Origin of the sequence: Pseudomonas sp. Pseusp88, from assembly GCF_047303955.1 — a bacterium.
Taxonomy (GTDB): domain Bacteria; phylum Pseudomonadota; class Gammaproteobacteria; order Pseudomonadales; family Pseudomonadaceae; genus Aquipseudomonas.
Window position 1 is genome coordinate 161,887 of the sequence record NZ_JBGLYM010000003.1, and the last position, 19,311, is coordinate 181,197.

Below are 19,311 nucleotides of genomic sequence, written 5' to 3' on the forward strand. Positions count from 1 at the left end.
ACTCGGTGTATCAGGCAAACCGCGTCAAGCCATTCGCGGGCAAGCCTCGCTCCAACGGTTTCATAGTTCTCTATCGCTACACGGAAAGGCTATAGCGGCCAAGGTTACCCAGCAGCCATGGATCATTGTTCTGCGGCGCGCGACGGCCGCTCTCGCCCAGGGCGTGGCGCAGGAATGCCTGGGTGCGCTCGTTGCCAGGCCGCTGGAAAATATGTTCGGCGCTGCCGTGCTCGACAATGCGGCCGTTCTCGGTGAAGTACACGACGTCACTGACCTCCTCGGCAAAACGCATCTCATGGGTGACCAGAACACAGGTCATGCCCTCCTCGGTCAGCTCGCGGATCACCGTCAGCACTTCACCGACGGTTTCCGGGTCCAGCGCCGAGGTCACTTCATCAAACAGCATCAGCTCCGGGCGCATGGCCAGAGCCCGGGCAATCGCCACCCTTTGCTGCTGACCACCGGACAATTGGCCGGGATAGGCATCGACCTTGTGCTCCATACGCACCTTGGCCAGCAAGGCCCGGGCCTGCTGTTCGGCGGCATGGCGATCCAGGCCGAGGACCTTGCGCGGAGCAATTACCAGGTTTTCCAGCACCGACAGATGGGGAAACAGGTTGTACTGCTGAAAGACAAAACCCACGCGCTTGCGCAACTCGATGCGTTCGGCTTCCCGGGTCAGCAGCTGTACTTGGGTATCGCCGACGCGGATCGTGCCGCTCTGCGGCGCAAGCAGGCCGGTGATGCAACGCAGGATGGTGGACTTGCCCGAACCGGACGGGCCGATGATCGACACCGCCTGGCCGCGCTGCACATCCAGATCAATGCCCTTGAGCACCGGATTGCTGCCGAACGAAAGGTGAATATCGCGCAGGCTGATCAGGGGCGCGGCGCCGGTTTCAAGAGAAGGCATAACGGCGCTCCAGGTAATGGGTCAGGCGGGAAATCGGGTAGCAGTAGGCGAAAAACAGAGCCAGCAGACTGAAGTAGACGATCACGGTGAAGCCGGTCTGGTTCACGGTATTGCTGGCGATCTGCGCGGTATCGATCACATCGTGCACGCCCACCAATGAGGCCAGTGCCGTACCCATGGTCACCACGGCATACAGGTTCATCCACGGCGGCAGCATGCGCTTGAGGCACTGGGGCAGGATGATCGAACGGAAAATCTGCCCGCGGGTGAAAGCCAGGGAGCGCGCCGCTTCCCACTGGGTACTGGGGATCGACGCGACGGCACCACGAAAGATCTCGGCGACGTTGGCGCTGGCCGGCAGCGCCAGGCCCAGCGTCACCTTGATCCAGTCGGGGAACGGGATGTAGGTGTGACCGATGACGATCTCGAACGGGAACACATACGTGGTGAAGTAAATCAGCACCAGCCACGGCGCATTGCGAAACAGCTGTACCCACAGCCGCGACGGCAGGCGTACCAGCCACAGCGGCGAAAGACCCAGGGCGCCGACCAGCAGGCCCAGCATCGAGCCGAGGGCAATGGCCAACAGGCTGATCAGAATGTTCTGCCCAAAACCCGTCGCCAGTGCCGGCGACCATTGCACCAGGGCCTTGAGTACCGGGCTGCCGGGGGCAACGAAGACCAGCCAGGCCAGGGCAATGATCGCGATCAGCAACTTGCCACCATGGCGACGCGGCCAGCTCAGGCCAGAGGTAGCGAGGGTATCAGTGGCCATAACCGGGCATCCTCAGGCGCGCTTCGAGAGCACGCCCCAGCAGATTGACGACAAAACTCAGCAGGCCAAAAAACGTCAGGATCAGAATCATCAGTTCCAGCACATTATCGCTCTGGGTCCAGATCATGATCGAGGCGTAAGTGATATCGCCCACGGCAATGGCTGAGGCCACTGCGGTCATCTTCACCAGGTCAATCAGGTTATTGACCAGCGAGGGCAAGGCGAAACGCACGGCCAGGGGCAGTTGCACATTGAGCAGCAACTGACGGCTGCTGAAGGCCAGGGAACTGGCAGCCTCAAGCGTTACCGCTGGAACCGCCTCGATGCCAGCACGCAGGGCCTCGGCGTGAAAGGCGCCTTTGTGCAAAGAGATCACGATCACCACCCAGGCAAACGGCGTCAGCGGGTTGGCCGCGCCTACCGCCTGGGTCAGCAACATATTCAGGACCAGAAAGGCGCAGTACAGCTGCACCAGCGTCGGGGTATTGCGCGTGACTTCGATAAACAGCCGCGCCGGTTTCGCCAACCAGGGTTTGCCCGACGTCAGCAGCGCCGCCAGGGCAAAGCCGGCCAGCAGGCTGCCAATAATGGTCGCCAGACACAGCCACAAAGTGGTTTCGGCACCCTCGATCAGCGAGCCGCGCTGGAAGGCATCCAGCAGGAAGTTGTAGTTCAGGCCAAACCCGGCAGCCCAGTGGACGAACGCCTGTAGCCCTTGAGTCATTGCCCCTCCTCGGCGCGCAAAACGGCGCAAGCCCTGGCAATCCGCTGTCCCGCTTCGATCACACTGCTGGTGGCCGTGGCAATGGACAGGCGGAACCACGGCGACAGGCCATAGGCACTCCCGGCGACCCCGGCCACACCAGACTGCAACAGGTAGTCCACGACATCGGCATCACTGTGCAGGGGCTTGCCATCCGGGCGATAGCGACCCAACAGCCCGGCGCAACGGACAAATACAAAGAAGCCGCCCTCGGGTTTCAATACCTCAAGGCCATCGACGCCGCTCAGGGTTTGCACCAACAGATCACGCCGCTGGTGATAGGCCGCGACCTGCTCCGGAAGAAAATCCAGCCCGCCTGCAAATGCCGCCAGGGCCGCCGCCTGCCCCACCGAGGAGGCGCCAGAAGTGGATTGCGACTGCACCACGGTCATGGCGGTGGTCAGTTCCTTTGGTCCGGCACCGAAACCGATGCGCCAGCCAGTCATGGCATAGGTCTTGGACACGCCACCGACCAACAGGCAACGTTCTTGCAGATCCGGGGCGACATTAAGCAGGTTCAAGGCCGGTCGACCGTCGAAACGAATGTGCTCGTACAGCTCATCAAGCAGCACCAGTACCTGGGGATGGCGACGCAAGACGTCGGCGATGGCCTGCAGCTCGGCCTCGCTGTACACCGCGCCGCTGGGGTTGCCGGGGCCGTTGAGAATCAGCCAGCGGGTGCGCTCGCCAATGGCTGCATCCAATTGCTCGGCGGTCAGCTTGCAGCCCTGCTCCAGCTCGCAGCGGATAAACACCGGCTCGCCGCCATTGAAACGTACGCTGTCGGGAAACGACGGCCAGTACGGCACCGGCACCAGTACTTCATCATCGTCATCCAGGGTCGCGGCAAAGGCATTGAAAATGATCTGCTTGGCGCCATTGGCGATGACGATCGAGGGCAGTTCGTAGTCCAGGCGGTTTTCCTGTTTGAGCTTGCGTTGCACGGCCTCGCGCAGAGCTTTTACACCCGGCGTCGGCGTGTACTTGGTCGCGCCTGCGGCGATGGCTGCATAGGCCGCCTGCTTGATGTGTTCCGGGGTATCGAAATCCGGCTCGCCGGTGGTCAGGTCGAGAATATCGATCCCGGCATCACGCAGGGCCGTGGCCTGGGATTTGGCTGCTGCGTTGGCTGATAGCGAGACGCGCTGGACGCGTTTTGAAAGCTGAACGCTCATGCACCTGTCCCTTCTGTCGAAATAAATGGTGTTGGAGCGAGGCCTGCCCCCGAAGAGGCCGTTACATCCGATACAAATTTCTGATCTGAAATAATGCCTTCGCGGGTAAGCCTCGCTCCCACGGGATCACTCGCCAGCACCTTCCCCGGGTTCAGCAAATTCAGCGGATCCAGCGCCTGCTTGATCCGGCGCATCAGGTCCAGCTCCACCTCACTCTTGTAGCGCGGCAGCATGGCCAGCTTGCGTTGACCGATACCGTGTTCGGCGCTGATCGAGCCGCCATGGGCATGGGCGCTGTCGTGGACCAGGGCGCTCAGAGCGGCGTAATTGGCCATATGCGCGTCCACGGTTGAGTCGACGGGATGGGCAACGTTGTAATGCAGGTTGCCGTCGCCCAGGTGGCCGAAGGTGTAGTTGCGCACGCCGGGGAAGTGTTCCTGCAACAGCGCGTCGGTATGGGCGACGAACTCGACGATGCGTGAGATCGGCACCGAGATATCGTGCTTCATATTGCGCCCGGCACGGCGTTGCGCATCGCTCATATTCTCGCGCAACAGCCACAAGGCTTCGCTCTGGGCCAGACTTTCGGCGATCAGCGCGTCGGCCAGCAGACCGGCCTCGAAGGCCTCGCCCAAAACCTCTTCGAACGCCTGGCGGGTATGTTCTTCGCTGTGGTTATCGGACAGTTCCAGCAGCGCAAACCAAGGCAGATCAGCCTTGGAAAATGGCTGCGGACCTTCAGGAAACTGTTCACGCAACAACGCCAGGCAATCGGCGCCGAGCAGTTCGAACGCAGTCAGGCTGGCACCGAAGCCACTACGGGCGTGGGACAGGAAAATCACCGCCTGGGCCAGGGAAGCGAACGCCAGCAGCGCTGTGGCCTGAGCCTTGGGCAGCGGAAACAGCTTGAGAGTCGCGGCAGTGATAATGCCCAGGGTGCCTTCACTGCCGATGTACAGGTCGCGCAAGTCGTAGCCGGTGTTGTCCTTGCGCAGACCGCGCAGGCCATGCCAGATCTGCCCTTCGGCGGTGACCACTTCCAGGCCCAGCGTCAGCTCCCGGGTATTGCCATAGCGCAGCACTGCCGTGCCACCGGCATTGGTGCCCAGGTTGCCGCCAATGGTGCAGCTGCCTTCGGCGCCAAGGCTCAGGGGAAACAGGCGTCCGGCCTGACGGGCGACGTCCTGAATGTTTTGCAAAATGCAGCCGGCTTCCACCGTCAGGGTGTCGTTGTCGGTATCGACTTCCCTCACCCGGTTCAACCGATCCAGGCGCAACAGCACGCTGCGCCCGCTGGCATCCGGCGTCGCCGCGCCCATCAGGCCGGTATTGCCGCCCTGCACCACGATCGGCGCCGCATGCTCGCGACATAATCGCACAACCGCAGCAACCTGTTCGGTATCCGCCGGGCGTGCCACGGCAGCGACCTCGCCGGTATAGCTGCCCTGCTTGTCGGTCAGGTACTGGCGCGCATCGGAACCGGACTGCACATAGACATCACCCAGCAATGCCTGCAACGCAGTAAATAGCGGCTGGCTCAAGGCGTCACCGCCAGGGGTGCGGCATTCTTGAATTGTTCATGCAACTGACGCAGGGCGGCCGATGGCGCCATGCCGGTGCGTTCACCCACCTGAATCAGCCAGCCGCTGCGGTGCCAGTCACGAATGATCGCATCCAGACGGGCCTGGAAATCATGCTCGCCCTTGCGCACCCAGATCACCGATTTCGACGGGATCAAATCGTCTGCCAGGGGAATCTCGAAGCCGGACCAGTCCGGGTCATCCAGCAACGCATGCATGGTCGGGCTGACATGAACCGCTGCCACGCAACCATTACCCTTGAGCGACAGCAAGGATTCAGACTGGCTGCGGAACGCCTTGATCTGCGCGCCGTAGACTTCCTGCAGCGGCTTGATGAAATTACTGCCCTGGGACACGCAGACTGGCTTGCCCTTGAGGTCTTCCCACTTGGCGATACCGGCCCCCTTGCGGATCAGCGCAGCGCCGCCAACTTCTTCATAAGGCGTCGGCACGTAATCGAGAATCTCGGCGCGCTCGTCGGTGTACTGCATATTGGCGATCAGCAGATCGACCTTGCCCTGTTGCAGGAACTGCACGCGATTAGGCGCCAGTACGGACACCGTTTCGACCTCGACGCCCAGTTGTTTGGCGATGCCCTTGGCCAGTTCTACGTTGTAGCCCAGATGCTCGCCGGTGGCCGGGTCGATGGTGCCGAACGGCGGGCCACTGAGGATTACACCGATACTGACTTTGTGCCGCTGCTGGACCTTGTCCAGGGTCGCATCCGCCTGGGCCAGGCTGGCGCACAACAGCAGGCCGAGGGCCGCCAGGGTCTTGCCGGAAAACAAAAGGTTCATACGCATTGCCTTATCAAAAACCACGAACGAGGGATCAGGCGCCAGTGGCCTGGAATTGCTTCTGCAACTCGATCAGGGCCGGGGATGCCGGGGTGATGTGATGGCGCTTTTCCGCTTCGATCAGCCAGCCGCTGCGATGCCAGTCTTTGACGATGGTGTCCAGGCGCGCCTGGGTGTCGCTCTCGCCAAGGCGGGTCCAGATTACCGACGGAGCCGGATTCAGCTCCGGGGTAATGGCGCGGTAATCCTTCCACTCGCCGGCGGCGGCAATCAGCGGATTGATCAGCGTGGCATCGTGCACGGCGGCGACGCAGTTATTGCCACGCAAGGCCAGCAACGATTCCGACGAACTTTTGAAGGCTTTGAGTTCAGCACCGAACTCGCTCAACGGCTTGACATAGCTGCTGCCCTGGGAGGTGCACACCGGCTGGCCCTTGAGGTCCTGCCAGGTATGAATCGAGCTGTCCTTGAGCACTGCGGCCGTGCCACCCACGCGATAGAACGGCGTCGGCACCGAACCGAGAATCTGCCCACGCTCCGGGGTCCACTCCATATTGGCGATCAGCAGATCCACCTTGCCCTGTTGCAGGAACTGCACACGATTGGCGGGCAATACCGGCACCAGCTCGACTTGCGCCTGCAGGCGACGACCGAGGTCTTCGGCCATATCGACATTCATCCCGGTAGCTTTTTGCGTTGCAGGATCGATGGAGCCGAACGGCCCGCCGGACAACAGCACCCCGACGACCAGGCGATGGCGGTCCTGGATCTTGTCCAGGGTAGCATCGGCCTGCGCCACCCCACTGACGGTCAGAGAGATCAGGCTACCCAGCACAGCGGGCAACCAGCGTGAAGCGAGCGAGTGAGCAGTTGGCATTCATCATTCCCCAAAACAGCGATCGGCGTACCCCGACCTGATGGCTGGGCATCCTAGGGGTTGGCGTAGGGAGAACGGAAATTCAAATATCAAATATGGTTATAACTTTCTGATCAGTAATTTCTCTCGAAAAGCTAAAGCCCAGTGTTTACGGGTAATTCTTACGTCTCAGAAAACAAAGACTTTTCATTTACATAAAAAATCGTAATGTATTGCGCTACCGCCCTGATATGACGGCCCTGTCATGACCGACTCTCTGAATGTCACCTCGACGCTGGATCTGGAGCTACTACGCACCTTTGTCGCAGTGGCCGACCACCCCAGTTTTGCCGAAGCGGGCCTTCATCTGGCTCGCACCCAGTCATCGGTGACCCAGCATATGCAGCGCCTGGAGCAACAGGTGGGCGTCGGCCTGTTTCACAAGCAAGGCCGGCAGAAACAGCTCACCGAACCGGGCCGCCAGTTACTGCGCCACGCCCGGCAGATGCTGTCGCTGAATGACGATGCGCTCAATTCACTGCGCGAGAGCAGCCTCAGCGGCGTGTTGCGCATCGGCTCGCCCCATGACATCGCCGACACCATCCTGCCGCCAATCCTCAGCCGCATAGCCCTGTCGGCGCCGCGCCTGCGTCTGGAAATCGATGTCGGCCGCAGCCCGTTCCTGATGGAGGATTTACACCGCGGCAAGGTCGATATGGTGATTTCCACCCGCGAAGACCCGCTGCTCGAAGGCTTCGCCCTGCGCACGTCGCCGGTCTGGTGGATTTGCGCGGCGCAGTACATCCATGTCCCGGGAGAACCCCTGCCGCTGATTCTGGTGGATGAGCCGAGTATCTATCGCCGCTATGCCCTGGAAGCCCTGGAACGGGCCAATATTCCCTGGCGCCAGGCCTATCTGGCGTCGAACCTGATCGGCATCAAGGCCGCTACCCGCGCCGGGCTCGGCGTTACGCCACGAAGCATGGAAATGCTCGGCCCGGACATGCGCGTACTCGGGGAAAACGACGGTTTGCCGCGGCTGCCGGATGTGACCTATCACCTGTGGATCCGGCCCAATACGGTCAACCCCTTGGCCCGGCGGGCCTATGAGCTGATTCGTGGCAGTCATGGTTTTTAACAGCGCCCGCCCCTGTAGGAGCGAGGCTTGCCCGCGAACCAGTCGCTGCGGTTGATCAGTCGCACCGCTTTATCGTTCTTCGCGGGCAAGCCTCGCTCCCACGCAAGTCACAGCTACTGGGAATTCAACACCTTCGCTAACCGCACCACCGTCACTCCCGGCCCCAGATGCCGCAATGACGGCTGCACCAGCACGCAGTTGTCATAGGGCGTCACGATCGGCTCGCCGCCGTCATAGGCAATCACTGTTCCGGCACGCTCGATCAATTCCAGGCCGCGATAGTCATCGACGAAGGTGAAATCCATGGTGCGGGCAACCACCGGTTCGGTCACTTCCAGGAAGCGTTGGCGCGTGGGTGGAGTACCGCTGATGAAGTCCGCCACATCAGCCTCTTCGACCACCTTGGTCATGACCAGAAAGCGCGCCGCTGTATCCAATGCCACTTTCACGCTGACTTTCGAGAAGTGCTGGCCGGTCTCGATCAGCAAGGCGTTGCGACCGCTGGCGGCGTCGTTGAAACCGCCGTAATCGCGCATACGGCGGCCATTGGCATGGCCGGCGTCGACGATCACGGTTTCCGGTACACCCAGGGCTGCGGCGAAGGCCCGGCCCTTGCTGCGCGCGCCGCACATCATCACCGGCGGTGCTTCCTCGTGCATCGAGTGGATATCCAGCAGCAGGTCGACACTGTCGATCAACGGACGCAGTTGCCGGGCCCGGCGCAGTTCAACCGAAGTCTGCTCGCCGTCCAGTTTCTCCGGCAGCCAGACCCGGTTCATGTCTTCGTCCAGGTAACGGGTGGCGTCGATATTCTGCGGATCGAAGCTGTGATAGGCCTCGACGTTGCCAAAACCCAGACTGAGGCGACCGCGACGTGGGCGCAGGCCGGCACGCAACATGGCGTCCACGGTGATGGCGCCGCTGACTTCGTTGCCATGGGTCAGGGCCATGATCATCACGTGTGGCCCGGCCACGCCGCTATCGAAGCTGTACGCATACTCGATGCCGTCATTGCCCTCCTGCCATTGGCGGATATCGGGGAATTCCACCTCGACCGGATAGGGCTTGAGGGTGGCGCGGACTTGTTCCAGGGTTTTCATAAGTCTTCTCCAACGGGCAGTAACAGGCAGCCGCCAGCACACCAATGGCGCGGCAGATGCAAAACTTGAAAAGGGAAATCAGTGCTGCGGAGCGTGGCGCATGCGCCGCCCCAGGCAGATCACCGCGATCACGCTGATCAGCGCGGTCACCATCACGTAGAAACTCGGCGCCAGCTTGCTGCCGGTGGCTTCGATCATCCAGGTCACGATCAGCGGGGCAAAACCGCCGAACAGGGTCACCGAGAAGTTGTAACTCAGGGCCAGGCCGGTGCCGCGAATGCTGGTCGGGAAGATATCGGCGAGCATCGCCGGGATCGGCCCCAGACAGGCGGCGATCAGAACGCCGACGATGGCCTGGACCAGCAGCAAGGTGGTCACCGACGGGTAAATATTGAGCAGCACGAACATCGGATACGACGACAAGCCGGTGATCAGCAGTGCAATGGTCAGTACCCGGAAACGCCCGTAGCGGTCGGACAGCGTGCCGAATACAGGGGCCATGACCATCAACGTCAGGCCCGTAACCAAAGCGCCCAGATAGGACGAAGTGGCGGCGATATTCAGCTGCTTGAGAGCGTAGGTCGGCATGTACAGCTTGTGCACGTAGTTGAACGCGGTGGCACCGGCGACCACGCCAATGGCCAGCAGCAGGCTGACATGGCCCTTGATCAGTACATCACGCAGCGGGGTTTTCTTCGGTGCGTCGGCCTGGATCTTCTGGAAATCCGGGGTCTCGTCGATCTGGCTGCGGATATAGAAACCCACCGGGCCGATCAGCAGACCGACACCGAAGGCCACGCGCCAGCCCCAATCGTTGAGCTGCACATCACTGAGTACATAGCTGAGCAAGGCGCTGACCCCGGCGGCCAGCACAGTCGCCAGGCCCTGAGTCGACAACTGCCAGCTGGCGAAGAAACCGCGTTTTTTCGCATCGGCGTGCTCGACCATAAAGGCGGTAGCCGCGCCAAACTCACCACCGGTGGAGAAACCCTGAAGCATCCGCGCCACGATGATCAGCAACGGTGCTGCCAGGCCGATCTGTTGGTAGGACGGCGTGAAAGTGATCATCGCCGTGCCCAGCATCATGATCATGATCGACATCGTCAGGGATGCCTTGCGCCCTGCCCGGTCCGCATAGGAACCGAGAACAATGGCACCCAGCGGGCGCATCAAAAAGGAAATACCGAACGAACCGACACTGAGCAATAGCGAGGTGGTTTCGTTATCGCTGGGAAAAAACAGCTTGCCGATGACCACGGCGAAATAGCCGTAGATCAGCAGGTCATAGAACTCCAGGGCGTTGCCGATACTGGCGGCAACGATCTCCTTCCAGGGTCCGCGTCGGGAGGTCGTGAGTGCCGTGTTGGCGGCGGTGGATTGCACTGTCATGGTTGGCCCCATTTTATTCACAGTTTCGGCAGCCATCGTCAGTGGCGACGGCGTTGTTTTTATCAGCGAGTGGATGAACGCAAACGCCTTCAACCTGGGAGCAAAGTGCTATACGAGCGGGGCCAGGACAATTGCCGATTCAGCACAACCCCGAGCCTTTTCGGCACAGCACGCAGCGCAAAGGGCTTTTAACAGGAGCAAAACAGCAGATTATTTTGCCAAAGCCCCATCCTGGTGCAGGGATGACAAGCCATTCCAGATGCTCATCAGCGGTTCGCTCTGGTTGGAACGCAGGCGATGCAGGGAAATATCGAAGCCGATGATCAACTCCGGACCGCCGGCAATCACCAGTTCCCCCGAGGCCAGGGAGTCCTTGACCACCATGCGCGGCAGCCAGGCCAGGCCGTTGCCGCGTCGGGCCATGCGTTCGATGGCATCGTAGGAGTCGGCCTGATAGGTCATGCGCAGCGCCAGGCGCTGGGGCAATCGGGCCAGGTGCTGGGCCAGTACGCCGCGCAGGGCCAGCGTGGGGGAAAACGCCAGCCAGGGAATGGTCGAGGCCGAGGACTCGGCATCGATGCGGAACTGCGGATCGCCCTTTTCATTCGGCGCGCTGACCGGCAACAGCTCTTCCCTGGCCAGGACCAGGGTGTCGCAGCGCTCGGGATCGACGAGGATCTGGGTCAGGGGGCTGGAGAAAATCAGCAGCACATCCACGTCTCCGGCCGACAGCCGTGTGATCGCTTCCTGGGAACCGCTGGTGACAATGGAAACCGGAAAGTGGCCGAAGGTTTCCTTGAGCGAGGCGTACCAGTCCGGGAAAAACGCCGTCGCCAGCGTGCGGCCGGTGGCGATGCGCAGCGGTGCCTCGCGATTGAGCCCCAAGCCCTGGAACTGCGCGCGGGCCGCCCCGAGCAGGGCGATGGATTGACTGGCCGCGTCGAGAAATAACAGCCCCGCTGGTGTCAGGGCCAGAGGCTGCTTGCGCTCGATCAACGGCACGCCCACCCAGTCCTCCAGCGCCTTGATCCGCCGCCCGAACGCCGGATGAGTCACATAGCGATTCTCCGCCGCCCGGGACAGGCTGCGGGTACGCGCCAGTTCGATAAAATCTTCGAGCCATTCCAGTTGCAAGGTGAACCCCTTAAAAACGTACGATCCAAAATCTTGCGCGGGCCTTTGGGAGCGGCTTCGGCCGGGAAGGCGCATTCCCGGCTGAAGCCGGTCCCATAGAATGCACAGCGGTAACACTTGCGCGCTACTAGCGGATTTCGTGCCACTGGGCAGATTGCCGCTTGTACAATCCACAAGCACTCGATACTGTACATAAAAACAGTATCGGAGTATTTCATGGAGCTGATCGACAAGCTCAGCATCCTTGCGGACGCGGCCAAGTATGACGCTTCCTGTGCCAGCAGCGGCGCACCCAAGCGCAGTTCCGAGGGCAAGGGCGGATTGGGTTCGACCAATGGCATGGGTATCTGCCACAGCTTTACGCCCGATGGCCGCTGCGTCTCGCTGCTGAAAATCCTGCTGACCAATTTCTGTCTGTACGACTGCCAATACTGCGTCAATCGCCGTTCAAGTGACGTGCCGAGGGCGCGTTTCAGCCCCGAAGAAGTGGTGACCCTGACGCTGGATTTCTACCGGCGCAACTGCGTCAGCGGTTTGTTCCTCAGCTCCGGGATCATCCGCAGCGCCGACTACACCATGGAGCAGTTGATCCGTGTGGCCAGGTTGCTGCGCGAGGAGCACCAGTTTCGCGGCTACATACATCTCAAGACCATCCCCGAAGCCGATCCCCTGCTGATTGAGGAAGCCGGGCGCTATGCTGACCGCCTCAGCGTCAATATCGAACTGCCCACCGACGCAGGCCTGCAGACCCTGGCCCCGGAAAAGGACGTGATCTCGATCAAACAGGCCATGCAGACCATCCATGTCGGCGAGCAGACCGTACGCAACGAGCCCCGCTCGCCGCGCTTCGCACCGGCCGGGCAAAGCACGCAGATGATCGTCGGCGCCGATGCCACCGATGACAGCACCATCCTGCACAGTGCCGAAGCGCTGTATGGCAATTTCGGCCTGCGCCGGGTCTATTACTCGGCGTTCAGCCCGATCCCCAACAGCCCGAAAAGCGTGCCTCTGGCTGCACCGCCGCTGATGCGTGAACATCGCCTGTACCAGGCCGACTTTCTTCTGCGCAGCTACGGCTACCGGGCCAGCGAGCTGCTTCAAGGCCCCGGTGATCTGGCCCTGGATATCGATCCCAAGCTCGCCTGGGCGTTGGACAATCGCCAGGTATTTCCTCTGGACCTCAACAGTGCAGAAGCAACCCTGATTGCGCGCATTCCCGGTATCGGCCTGCGCACTACCCAGCGTCTGATCGAGCTACGCCGCCAGCGCAAGATCCGCTACGAGGACCTGACCCGCATGCGCTGCGTGCTGATCAAGGCCCGGCCCTTCATCATCACCAGTGACTACCATCCACCGCTCGCCGAAACCAGCAGCGCGATACTCCACGGGCAACTGCGCGATAAGCCGCAGCCGCAGCAAATGGGTCTGTGGGGATGATCAGCCTCGATTGTGACGATCTGTTCGATACCTGGCGCCAGCAGGCTCGCTGGCTGCTCAGCCATGAAATCGATCCGAGCCAGGTCAGTTGGGCCGGGCAACAGGACGCCGACCTGTTCGCCAGTGAAGCGCCCCGTCTGGATCAGCCCGGCCCCTTCCAGGCGCGCATTCCCCTCACCTTGCTGGAACTGCTGAAAAACGCCGCCTGCTATCGCGGCGACCAACGCTGGAGCCTCTTGTATGAGGTGCTATGGCGGGTCAGCCATGGCGATCGCACGGCGATGATGGCCGGTGACAAACTCGGGAGCGAATTGCATCGTCGCCTGAAAAGCGTCAGCCGCGAAGCACATCATCTGCATGCGTTCGTACGGTTCATCGAACTGCCCGCCAGTACGCCGCAAGACCTTACTCGCCCGCAATACGTGGCCTGGCATGAACCTGCCCACGACATATTGCAAAGCGCCAGCGAACATTTCGTCGGGCGCATGGGCCAACATCGCTGGCTGATCGCAACGCCTGAAGACGGGGTGTATTACGACGGCGAACAGCTGCTGTACGAACGCAAGTGCCCTGCCCCATGGCGGCAACTGGCGCAAAACGTCGACGATCCCCACGGCGATCTATGGCTGGCCTACTACAGCCATATCTTCAACCCGGCCAGGCTGAACGAGAAGGTTATGCAGGGTCATCTCCCTGCGCGTTTCTGGAAGAATCTGCCTGAAGGCCCATTGATCCCTGCCCTGATCAGCGAAGCCCGGACCGGTAAACAGCGCGACGGCCAGGCCAGTCAGATTGCAGCAAGGCCAGGAAAGCGGATTGGTGGCGATAGAAATTGAAAAAACCCAGTGTTCCGTGGGACCGGCTTTAGCCGGGAAGGCAATATGAAAGGCAACGCAAATGCACTGATCATACCTTCCTCTTCCCGGCTAAAGCCGGTCCCACATAGGTTAGCTGCGTGATAGCGAAATCAACCCTGCCCCTACTGGCTATCACCAGGATTGAATTCATCCGAACTGTAAAGCGTTGCCACCGAATCAGAACCGACACCACCACGACGTCCCATCGCCGCAAGGCGTCCAGCGCCTACATGGTCGGTGCCATCAGCCGCTACTCGTGATGCGTTGGTGTGGTCCGAGCCGTCGGAAGCCACTTTCGCTGCGCCTACATGGTCCGCACCATCAGCCGCCACTTTCGCCGCACCTACATGATCGGCGCCGTCTGCCGCCAGTTTTGCCGCGCCAATATGGTCTGAGCCATCTGCCGCTACTTTCGCTGCGCCTACATGATCGGAGCCATCTGCCGCCAGTTTTGCCGCACCAACATGATCGGCGCCGTCGGCCGCTACTTTTGCTGCGCCAACATGATCGGCGCCGTCGGCCGCCAGTTTCGCCGCGCCAACATGGTCCGCGCCGTCTGCCGCTAGTTTCGCCGCGCCAACATGGTCCGAGCCATCTGCCGCCACTTTCGCTGCACCTACATGATCGGCGCCATCAGCCGCTAGTTTTGCCGCGCCAACATGGTCCGCGCCGTCTGCCGCTACTTTGGCTGCGCCTACATGGTCCGCGCCGTCTGCCGCTACTTTCGCTGCGCCTACATGGTCCGCGCCGTCTGCCGCTACTTTCGCTGCGCCTACATGGTCTGAGCCATCTGCCGCCACTTTCGCTGCGCCAACATGGTCTGAGCCATCTGCCGCCACTTTCGCTGCACCTACATGATCGGCGCCATCAGCCGCTAGTTTCGCCGCGCCAACATGGTCCGCGCCGTCTGCCGCTACTTTGGCTGCGCCTACATGATCTGCACCATCAGCGGCTACTTTTGATGCATTAGTGTGGTCCGATCCATCCGAAGCGACCGCCGTGCGCGCAGCCTTGGTGTTTGCAGCGATCTTCGCAGGCTCAGCGGCCATGGCGCTCGTGGCCATGAACACAGTGCCATGAAGCGCGGCAAGGGTCAGGACAATTCCGGAAAAAGCCTTGTATTTCATGGTCGTACTCCAAGAACGCGTGTCATTAAGTCATCCAGGGCAACTTGCAACCAGAGACAATGGCAATTAATTGAAAGGACTCAAAGTTCACAAACGACTTCAAACGCTAACTAACGCACCAGAGTGAGGCGTCCATGACAGGCGCTTTGTCAGAGGTACGGCAAGTATAGAACGAATACCGGAAGCAACTTTCCAAGTGTAGGACCAGTAGACCTGAAGTGCCGTTCCGCGGTAATTGTACGAAGGTATAGAAATTAACCCATGCGGTTGTAAGGCCTTTAAAACAGCGGACAACCGACTTGATTTGACAGGCCAGTGGCGCTTCAGCGCTCTGGGATGCGACCTATATACCGGATCTGTCGGAGCGTGCGAAGGTTGCGGATGGCATCGGCCTGATACATGGCTTTCACAGCCTTCGGCTGCGCTTACAAATAGCATTCCAATTCAGGTAGTTGCGTCGTGTATAAAGAAATCAAACGTGCGCACTCACGCATTCTTCAACTTAATGGTCTACTTTCCTAAGCCATCATCCCACCTCGCACTGGAGATCCCATGACCGCTCTTCTCGGACACAACTTCATCAACGGTGGTCGCAGCGCCCAAGGCAGTGTCAGCCTGCAAAGCCTGGATGCCACCACGGGCGAGGCATTGCCGCTTTCCTTCATGGAAGCAACCCGTGATGAGGTGGACGCCGCCGCTGTAGCAGCTGGCAACGCCTACCCCGCCTATCGCATGACCAGCGCCGCGCAGCGGGCGGTGTTTCTCGATGCCATCGCCGATGAGCTGGACGCTCTGGGCGACGAGTTCATTGCCATGGTCTGCCGCGAAACCGCCCTGCCCGCGCCACGTATCCAGGCCGAACGGGCTCGCACCAGCGGGCAGATGCGTTTGTTTGCCAGCGTCATGCGGCGCGGGGATTTCTACGGCGCGCGCATCGATCGCGCCCTGCCCGACCGCCAGCCGCTGCCGCGCCTGGACATGCGCCAATACCATATCGGTCTCGGCCCGGTAGCGGTGTTTGGCGCCAGTAACTTTCCCCTGGCCTTCTCCACGGCGGGCGGTGATACCGCAGCGGCATTGGCAGCAGGCTGCCCGGTGGTGTTCAAGGCGCATCCAGGACATATGGCAACCGCCGAATGGGCGGCACTGGCGATTATCCGCGCCGCCGAGCGCACCGGCATGCCGGCCGGGGTCTTCAACATGATCTACGGCGGCAGCGTTGGTGCCTGGCTGGTGCAGCATCCGGCAATCAAGGCCGTGGGCTTTACCGGCTCGCTGCGCGGCGGCCGCGCCCTGTGCGATATGGCTGCGGCGCGCCCGGAACCGATCCCGGTATTTGCCGAAATGTCGAGCATCAACCCCATGCTGATGCTGCCCGAAGCACTCAAAGTGCGGGGCGAGAAAATCGCCGCCGAACTGGCGGCTTCAGTGGTGCTCGGCGGCGGTCAGTTCTGCACCAAACCAGGCCTGGTGCTGGGCATTCGCTCACCGGAGTTCAGCCATTTTCTCGACAAGCTGGCTCATCTGATCGATAACCATGCACCCCATACGCTGCTCAACGCGGGCGGTCTGTGTAACTTCGCCGACGGCTTGAAACGCCTCGCCGATCACCCCGGCTTGCATCATCGCGGCGGGCAATCGCAACAGGGCGGCCAGGCCTTTGCCCAGGTTTACGAAGCCGATGTCGAGCTGCTGCTCAATGGCGACGAGCTGCTACAGCATGAGGTTTTCGGACCGATGATCGTCGTCGTCACCGTCGCTGACAGCGTCCAGTTGCAGGCTGCCGTACAGAGCCTGCAAGGCCAGCTGACCGCCTCCCTGATCGCCGAGCCCGCCGACCTGCACGCTTTCGCCCATCTGGTGCCGTTGCTGGAACACAAGGCCGGACGCCTGTTGGTCAACAGCTACCCGACGGGCGTGGAAGTCTGCGATGCCATGGTCCATGGCGGCCCCTACCCGGCTACTTCCGACGCCCGCGGCACCTCGGTGGGCACGCTGGCGATCAACCGCTTCATGCGGCCAATCTGCTTTCAGAACTATCCGGACTCACTCCTGCCCGATGCCTTGAAGGACGCCAATCCGCTGGGCATTTCACGTCTGGTGGATGGCGCGGCCAGTCGTGAGGCGCTGATTCGCTGATTGCACCGTTTGGCGGCGATTTGTCATCGACCGACAGATCGCCGCCCGCTTACAAGGTCACGCTGCCATCGACACAGGTCACGACAGCCCCGCCCACCCAGATATCCTCCGCCGAGCGCTGAATACACACACGGCCCTGGCGTCCCATGGCCGTCCCCTGACTAACAATGAAATCGTCCGGCGCCAGTCCCTCGTTCAGCAACCATTGGGCGATGCCGGCATTCAGGCTACCGGTGACCGGGTCTTCCGGCATGCCGTCGCCGGGAATAAAGGCGCGGACTTCGAACTGTGCGTCGCAGCCATCGCGCTGCGGATCCCACGGCGCAAATACGCCAATGGCCAAGCCTTGCGGTAGCGCCGAATAGTCGGGTTGCAAGGCCAGCACCGTAGCACGGTCTTTCAGCCTGAGGGCCAGCCAGCCGGCGCCATTGTCGACCCATCGAGCATCCATCACCGCATCAACAGTCAGCCCCAGACCGGGAAGGATTCGCCCGAGCAACTCGGCCTCCACCGCCTCGAAGCGCAACAGCGGCGGCGCGGTAAAAGCCAGCTGCCCACTGTCACGGCGAATCCGCACCAGACCTATGCCGCACTCCTGAATGATTTCTTTTGCCTTTGGCACACCGCCATGTTCCAACCAGGCATGGCAGCTGCCGAGGGTCGGATGCCCGGCAAAAGGCAGTTCGGTCAGGGTCGTGAAGATCCGCACCCGGTAGTCGGCGCGCGGGTCAGTGGGTTTGAGCAGAAAAGTGGTTTCGCTGAGGTTGGTCCAGCGGGCGAAAGCGCCCATTTGCGCTTCACTCAGTTCATCCGCGGCAAGTACGACGGCGAGGGGATTGCCCAGCAGGGGTTGATCGCTGAACACATCGACCTGTTTGAAGGGAAGCTGAGGCATGAGATTGGCCTGTGCCGAAAGAAAGCGGCAAGCTTCCATCATCGAGCTACAAGCTACAAGCTTCTAACTTGCAGCTCGCAAGGCAAGTGTTACGCAACTTTAGCCCATGACTGTAATGCCGAGCTGCCGGGGCAATACGCTACTGTCGAGCTTTAGCCTTTTCAGGAGCCTGCCATGCTCGCCGTCCAGACTCTGCTGCTGTTTACCGGTGCCGTGATATTGCTGTTGATTTCCCCGGGCCCGAGCATGGCGTTCGTGCTCAGCCATGGCTTCAGCTGCGGCTGGCGCGGCGGCATGGCAGCGGCCTGCGGGATTGCCGTAGCGGACCTGATACTGACGGTGTTGACCGCAACCGGTGTCACCGGTCTGGTGGCGGCGTGGCCGCCCTCGTTCGATATCATTCGCTACAGCGGCGCGCTCTACCTGCTGTGGATGGCCTGGAAGGCTCTGGGCAGCCGCAGCACCGCCCAGGCCAGTGCAGGTGAGCGTCTTGCCCTGACGACGGTATTTACCCGAGCCATGTTCAACAGTCTGCTCAACCCCAAGGCGCTGCTATTTTTCCTGGTTTTCCTGCCGCAGTTCGTCGTGCCGGAAAAAGGCCAGATTGCCGGGCAGATCTTATTGCTGGGCGCCGTTCTGACCTTACTGGCGTGGATGTTTCATGCGCTGCTGGGCGCATTTGGCGGGGTGTTTCAGCGATTGCTGAGCAGTGACGGGCGCTTCTCCCGGCTGCAGCCTCGAGTACTGGCCAGTGTGCTAGCGCTGCTGGCGCTGCGCCTGGCGTTGATGAATCGCCCGGCATGATATCTGTGAAAGCCGCCGAAGGCTGAGATCGCGTTCTATCTGATGCCCCGCAATCGCAGCCTTCGGCAGCGCCCACAATTCTCATCCAAATCATGATCTGTCTGATTTTTCGCCTGGCGAACGGGTACGCTCTACAACTTCAACGGCAAGCCTACCCGCCCCAACAACCCGGCCAGTTCCCGCCATGGAAACGGATCGTCGCGCCCGGCGCTGCAGGTCGGACGATGAACGAAGGCTTCACAAGCCTGACTGGCCGACTGCGAAGCCTGGCACTGGGCGCAAATCAGTTGCCCGCGCAGCAATGACCAACGAAAGGCCCAACTGGCCAGGCGATCACCCGGGCAGACACTTTCGCTCATGGCGGCGGCGATCTCGTTGATCACAGAGTTATCGGACATGCTCGCCCTCCCTTTTGGCTCCGGACTTGACCCT

At 61.2% G+C, this 19,311-nt stretch carries 17 protein-coding genes and 1 pseudogene; 5 read left to right on the forward strand and 13 right to left on the reverse strand.

The genetic code is table 11. From position 1 onward, the window contains the following. Positions 1–76: 76 nt before the first annotated feature. The 7 genes and pseudogenes from ACCD02_RS05260 to ACCD02_RS05290 all read right to left on the reverse strand — a co-directional run bounded on the left by ACCD02_RS05260 (position 77) and on the right by ACCD02_RS05290 (position 6,880). Positions 77–913, reverse strand: a complete 837-nt coding sequence (locus ACCD02_RS05260; RefSeq protein ID WP_413299114.1) for an amino acid ABC transporter ATP-binding protein — start codon at positions 911–913, stop codon at positions 77–79. Continuing rightward, positions 900–1,688, reverse strand: coding sequence for an amino acid ABC transporter permease (locus ACCD02_RS05265; protein ID WP_413299116.1), 789 nt, complete (start codon positions 1,686–1,688; stop codon positions 900–902). Before ACCD02_RS05265 ends, ACCD02_RS05260 begins: the two co-directional genes overlap by 14 nt. Beyond that, on the reverse strand, positions 1,678–2,412 hold the full coding sequence (locus ACCD02_RS05270) for an amino acid ABC transporter permease (RefSeq protein WP_413299118.1): 735 nt from the start codon (positions 2,410–2,412) through the stop codon (positions 1,678–1,680). Before ACCD02_RS05270 ends, ACCD02_RS05265 begins: the two co-directional genes overlap by 11 nt. Then, complete coding sequence (locus tag ACCD02_RS05275) at positions 2,409–3,626, reverse strand: aminotransferase class I/II-fold pyridoxal phosphate-dependent enzyme (protein WP_413299120.1); 1,218 nt, start codon at positions 3,624–3,626, stop codon at positions 2,409–2,411. Before ACCD02_RS05275 ends, ACCD02_RS05270 begins: the two co-directional genes overlap by 4 nt. A gap of 134 nt (positions 3,627–3,760) precedes the next feature. Continuing rightward, positions 3,761–5,167 (reverse strand): annotated as a pseudogene (locus ACCD02_RS05280) (FAD-binding oxidoreductase); the annotation flags it as partial. After that, the gene (locus ACCD02_RS05285) at positions 5,164–6,003 is read right to left on the reverse strand and encodes a transporter substrate-binding domain-containing protein (RefSeq protein ID WP_413299122.1); all 840 of its coding nucleotides are present in this window, start codon (positions 6,001–6,003) and stop codon (positions 5,164–5,166) included. The gene ACCD02_RS05285 and the pseudogene ACCD02_RS05280, both read right to left, overlap by 4 nt. Before the next feature lie 34 nt (positions 6,004–6,037). Continuing rightward, complete coding sequence (locus ACCD02_RS05290; RefSeq protein WP_413299124.1) at positions 6,038–6,880, reverse strand: transporter substrate-binding domain-containing protein; 843 nt, start codon at positions 6,878–6,880, stop codon at positions 6,038–6,040. 244 nt (positions 6,881–7,124) lie between these two features. Here ACCD02_RS05290 and ACCD02_RS05295 point away from each other — a divergent pair, with 244 nt between their 5' ends. Beyond that, entirely contained in the window at positions 7,125–7,997 is an 873-nt protein-coding gene (locus ACCD02_RS05295; RefSeq protein ID WP_413299126.1) for a LysR substrate-binding domain-containing protein, read from the forward strand. Between the two features lie 113 nt (positions 7,998–8,110). On the opposite strand, the gene ACCD02_RS05300 is transcribed toward ACCD02_RS05295, so the two are convergent. The 3 genes from ACCD02_RS05300 to ACCD02_RS05310 all read right to left on the reverse strand — a co-directional run bounded on the left by ACCD02_RS05300 (position 8,111) and on the right by ACCD02_RS05310 (position 11,620). Continuing rightward, on the reverse strand, positions 8,111–9,097 hold the full coding sequence (locus tag ACCD02_RS05300; RefSeq protein WP_413299128.1) for a M14 family metallopeptidase: 987 nt from the start codon (positions 9,095–9,097) through the stop codon (positions 8,111–8,113). A gap of 78 nt (positions 9,098–9,175) precedes the next feature. Continuing rightward, entirely contained in the window at positions 9,176–10,486 is a 1,311-nt protein-coding gene (locus ACCD02_RS05305) for an MFS transporter (protein ID WP_413299130.1), read from the reverse strand. A gap of 210 nt (positions 10,487–10,696) precedes the next feature. Further along, positions 10,697–11,620: a LysR family transcriptional regulator gene (locus tag ACCD02_RS05310; protein ID WP_413299132.1), complete on the reverse strand. Its 924-nt coding sequence runs from the start codon at positions 11,618–11,620 to the stop codon at positions 10,697–10,699. A 216-nt stretch (positions 11,621–11,836) separates the two neighbouring features. Between ACCD02_RS05310 and ACCD02_RS05315 the strand changes: the two genes are divergently transcribed. Continuing rightward, on the forward strand, positions 11,837–13,057 hold the full coding sequence (locus ACCD02_RS05315; protein ID WP_413299134.1) for a putative DNA modification/repair radical SAM protein: 1,221 nt from the start codon (positions 11,837–11,839) through the stop codon (positions 13,055–13,057). Further along, a complete protein-coding gene (locus ACCD02_RS05320) occupies positions 13,054–13,893 on the forward strand; it encodes a TIGR03915 family putative DNA repair protein (RefSeq protein WP_413299136.1) in 840 nt (279 codons plus the stop codon). The genes ACCD02_RS05315 and ACCD02_RS05320 overlap by 4 nt, the downstream gene beginning before the upstream one ends. Before the next feature lie 143 nt (positions 13,894–14,036). On the opposite strand, the gene ACCD02_RS05325 is transcribed toward ACCD02_RS05320, so the two are convergent. After that, positions 14,037–15,041, reverse strand: coding sequence for a hypothetical protein (locus ACCD02_RS05325; RefSeq protein ID WP_413299138.1), 1,005 nt, complete (start codon positions 15,039–15,041; stop codon positions 14,037–14,039). A 552-nt stretch (positions 15,042–15,593) separates the two neighbouring features. On the opposite strand from ACCD02_RS05325, the gene ACCD02_RS05330 reads away from it, so the two are divergent. After that, complete coding sequence (locus ACCD02_RS05330) at positions 15,594–17,180, forward strand: aldehyde dehydrogenase (NADP(+)) (RefSeq protein ID WP_413299140.1); 1,587 nt, start codon at positions 15,594–15,596, stop codon at positions 17,178–17,180. 49 nt (positions 17,181–17,229) lie between these two features. On the opposite strand, the gene ACCD02_RS05335 is transcribed toward ACCD02_RS05330, so the two are convergent. Further along, positions 17,230–18,075 carry a PhzF family phenazine biosynthesis protein gene (locus tag ACCD02_RS05335; RefSeq protein WP_413299142.1) on the reverse strand — a complete coding sequence of 282 codons (846 nt, stop codon included), beginning with the start codon at positions 18,073–18,075 and terminating at the stop codon, positions 17,230–17,232. Between the two features lie 174 nt (positions 18,076–18,249). On the opposite strand from ACCD02_RS05335, the gene ACCD02_RS05340 reads away from it, so the two are divergent. Further along, entirely contained in the window at positions 18,250–18,879 is a 630-nt protein-coding gene (locus ACCD02_RS05340; protein ID WP_413299144.1) for a LysE family translocator, read from the forward strand. A gap of 131 nt (positions 18,880–19,010) precedes the next feature. Here ACCD02_RS05340 and ACCD02_RS05345 read toward each other — a convergent pair whose 3' ends face one another. Further along, complete coding sequence (locus ACCD02_RS05345; protein WP_413299146.1) at positions 19,011–19,277, reverse strand: hypothetical protein; 267 nt, start codon at positions 19,275–19,277, stop codon at positions 19,011–19,013. Positions 19,278–19,311: the final 34 nt, after the last annotated feature.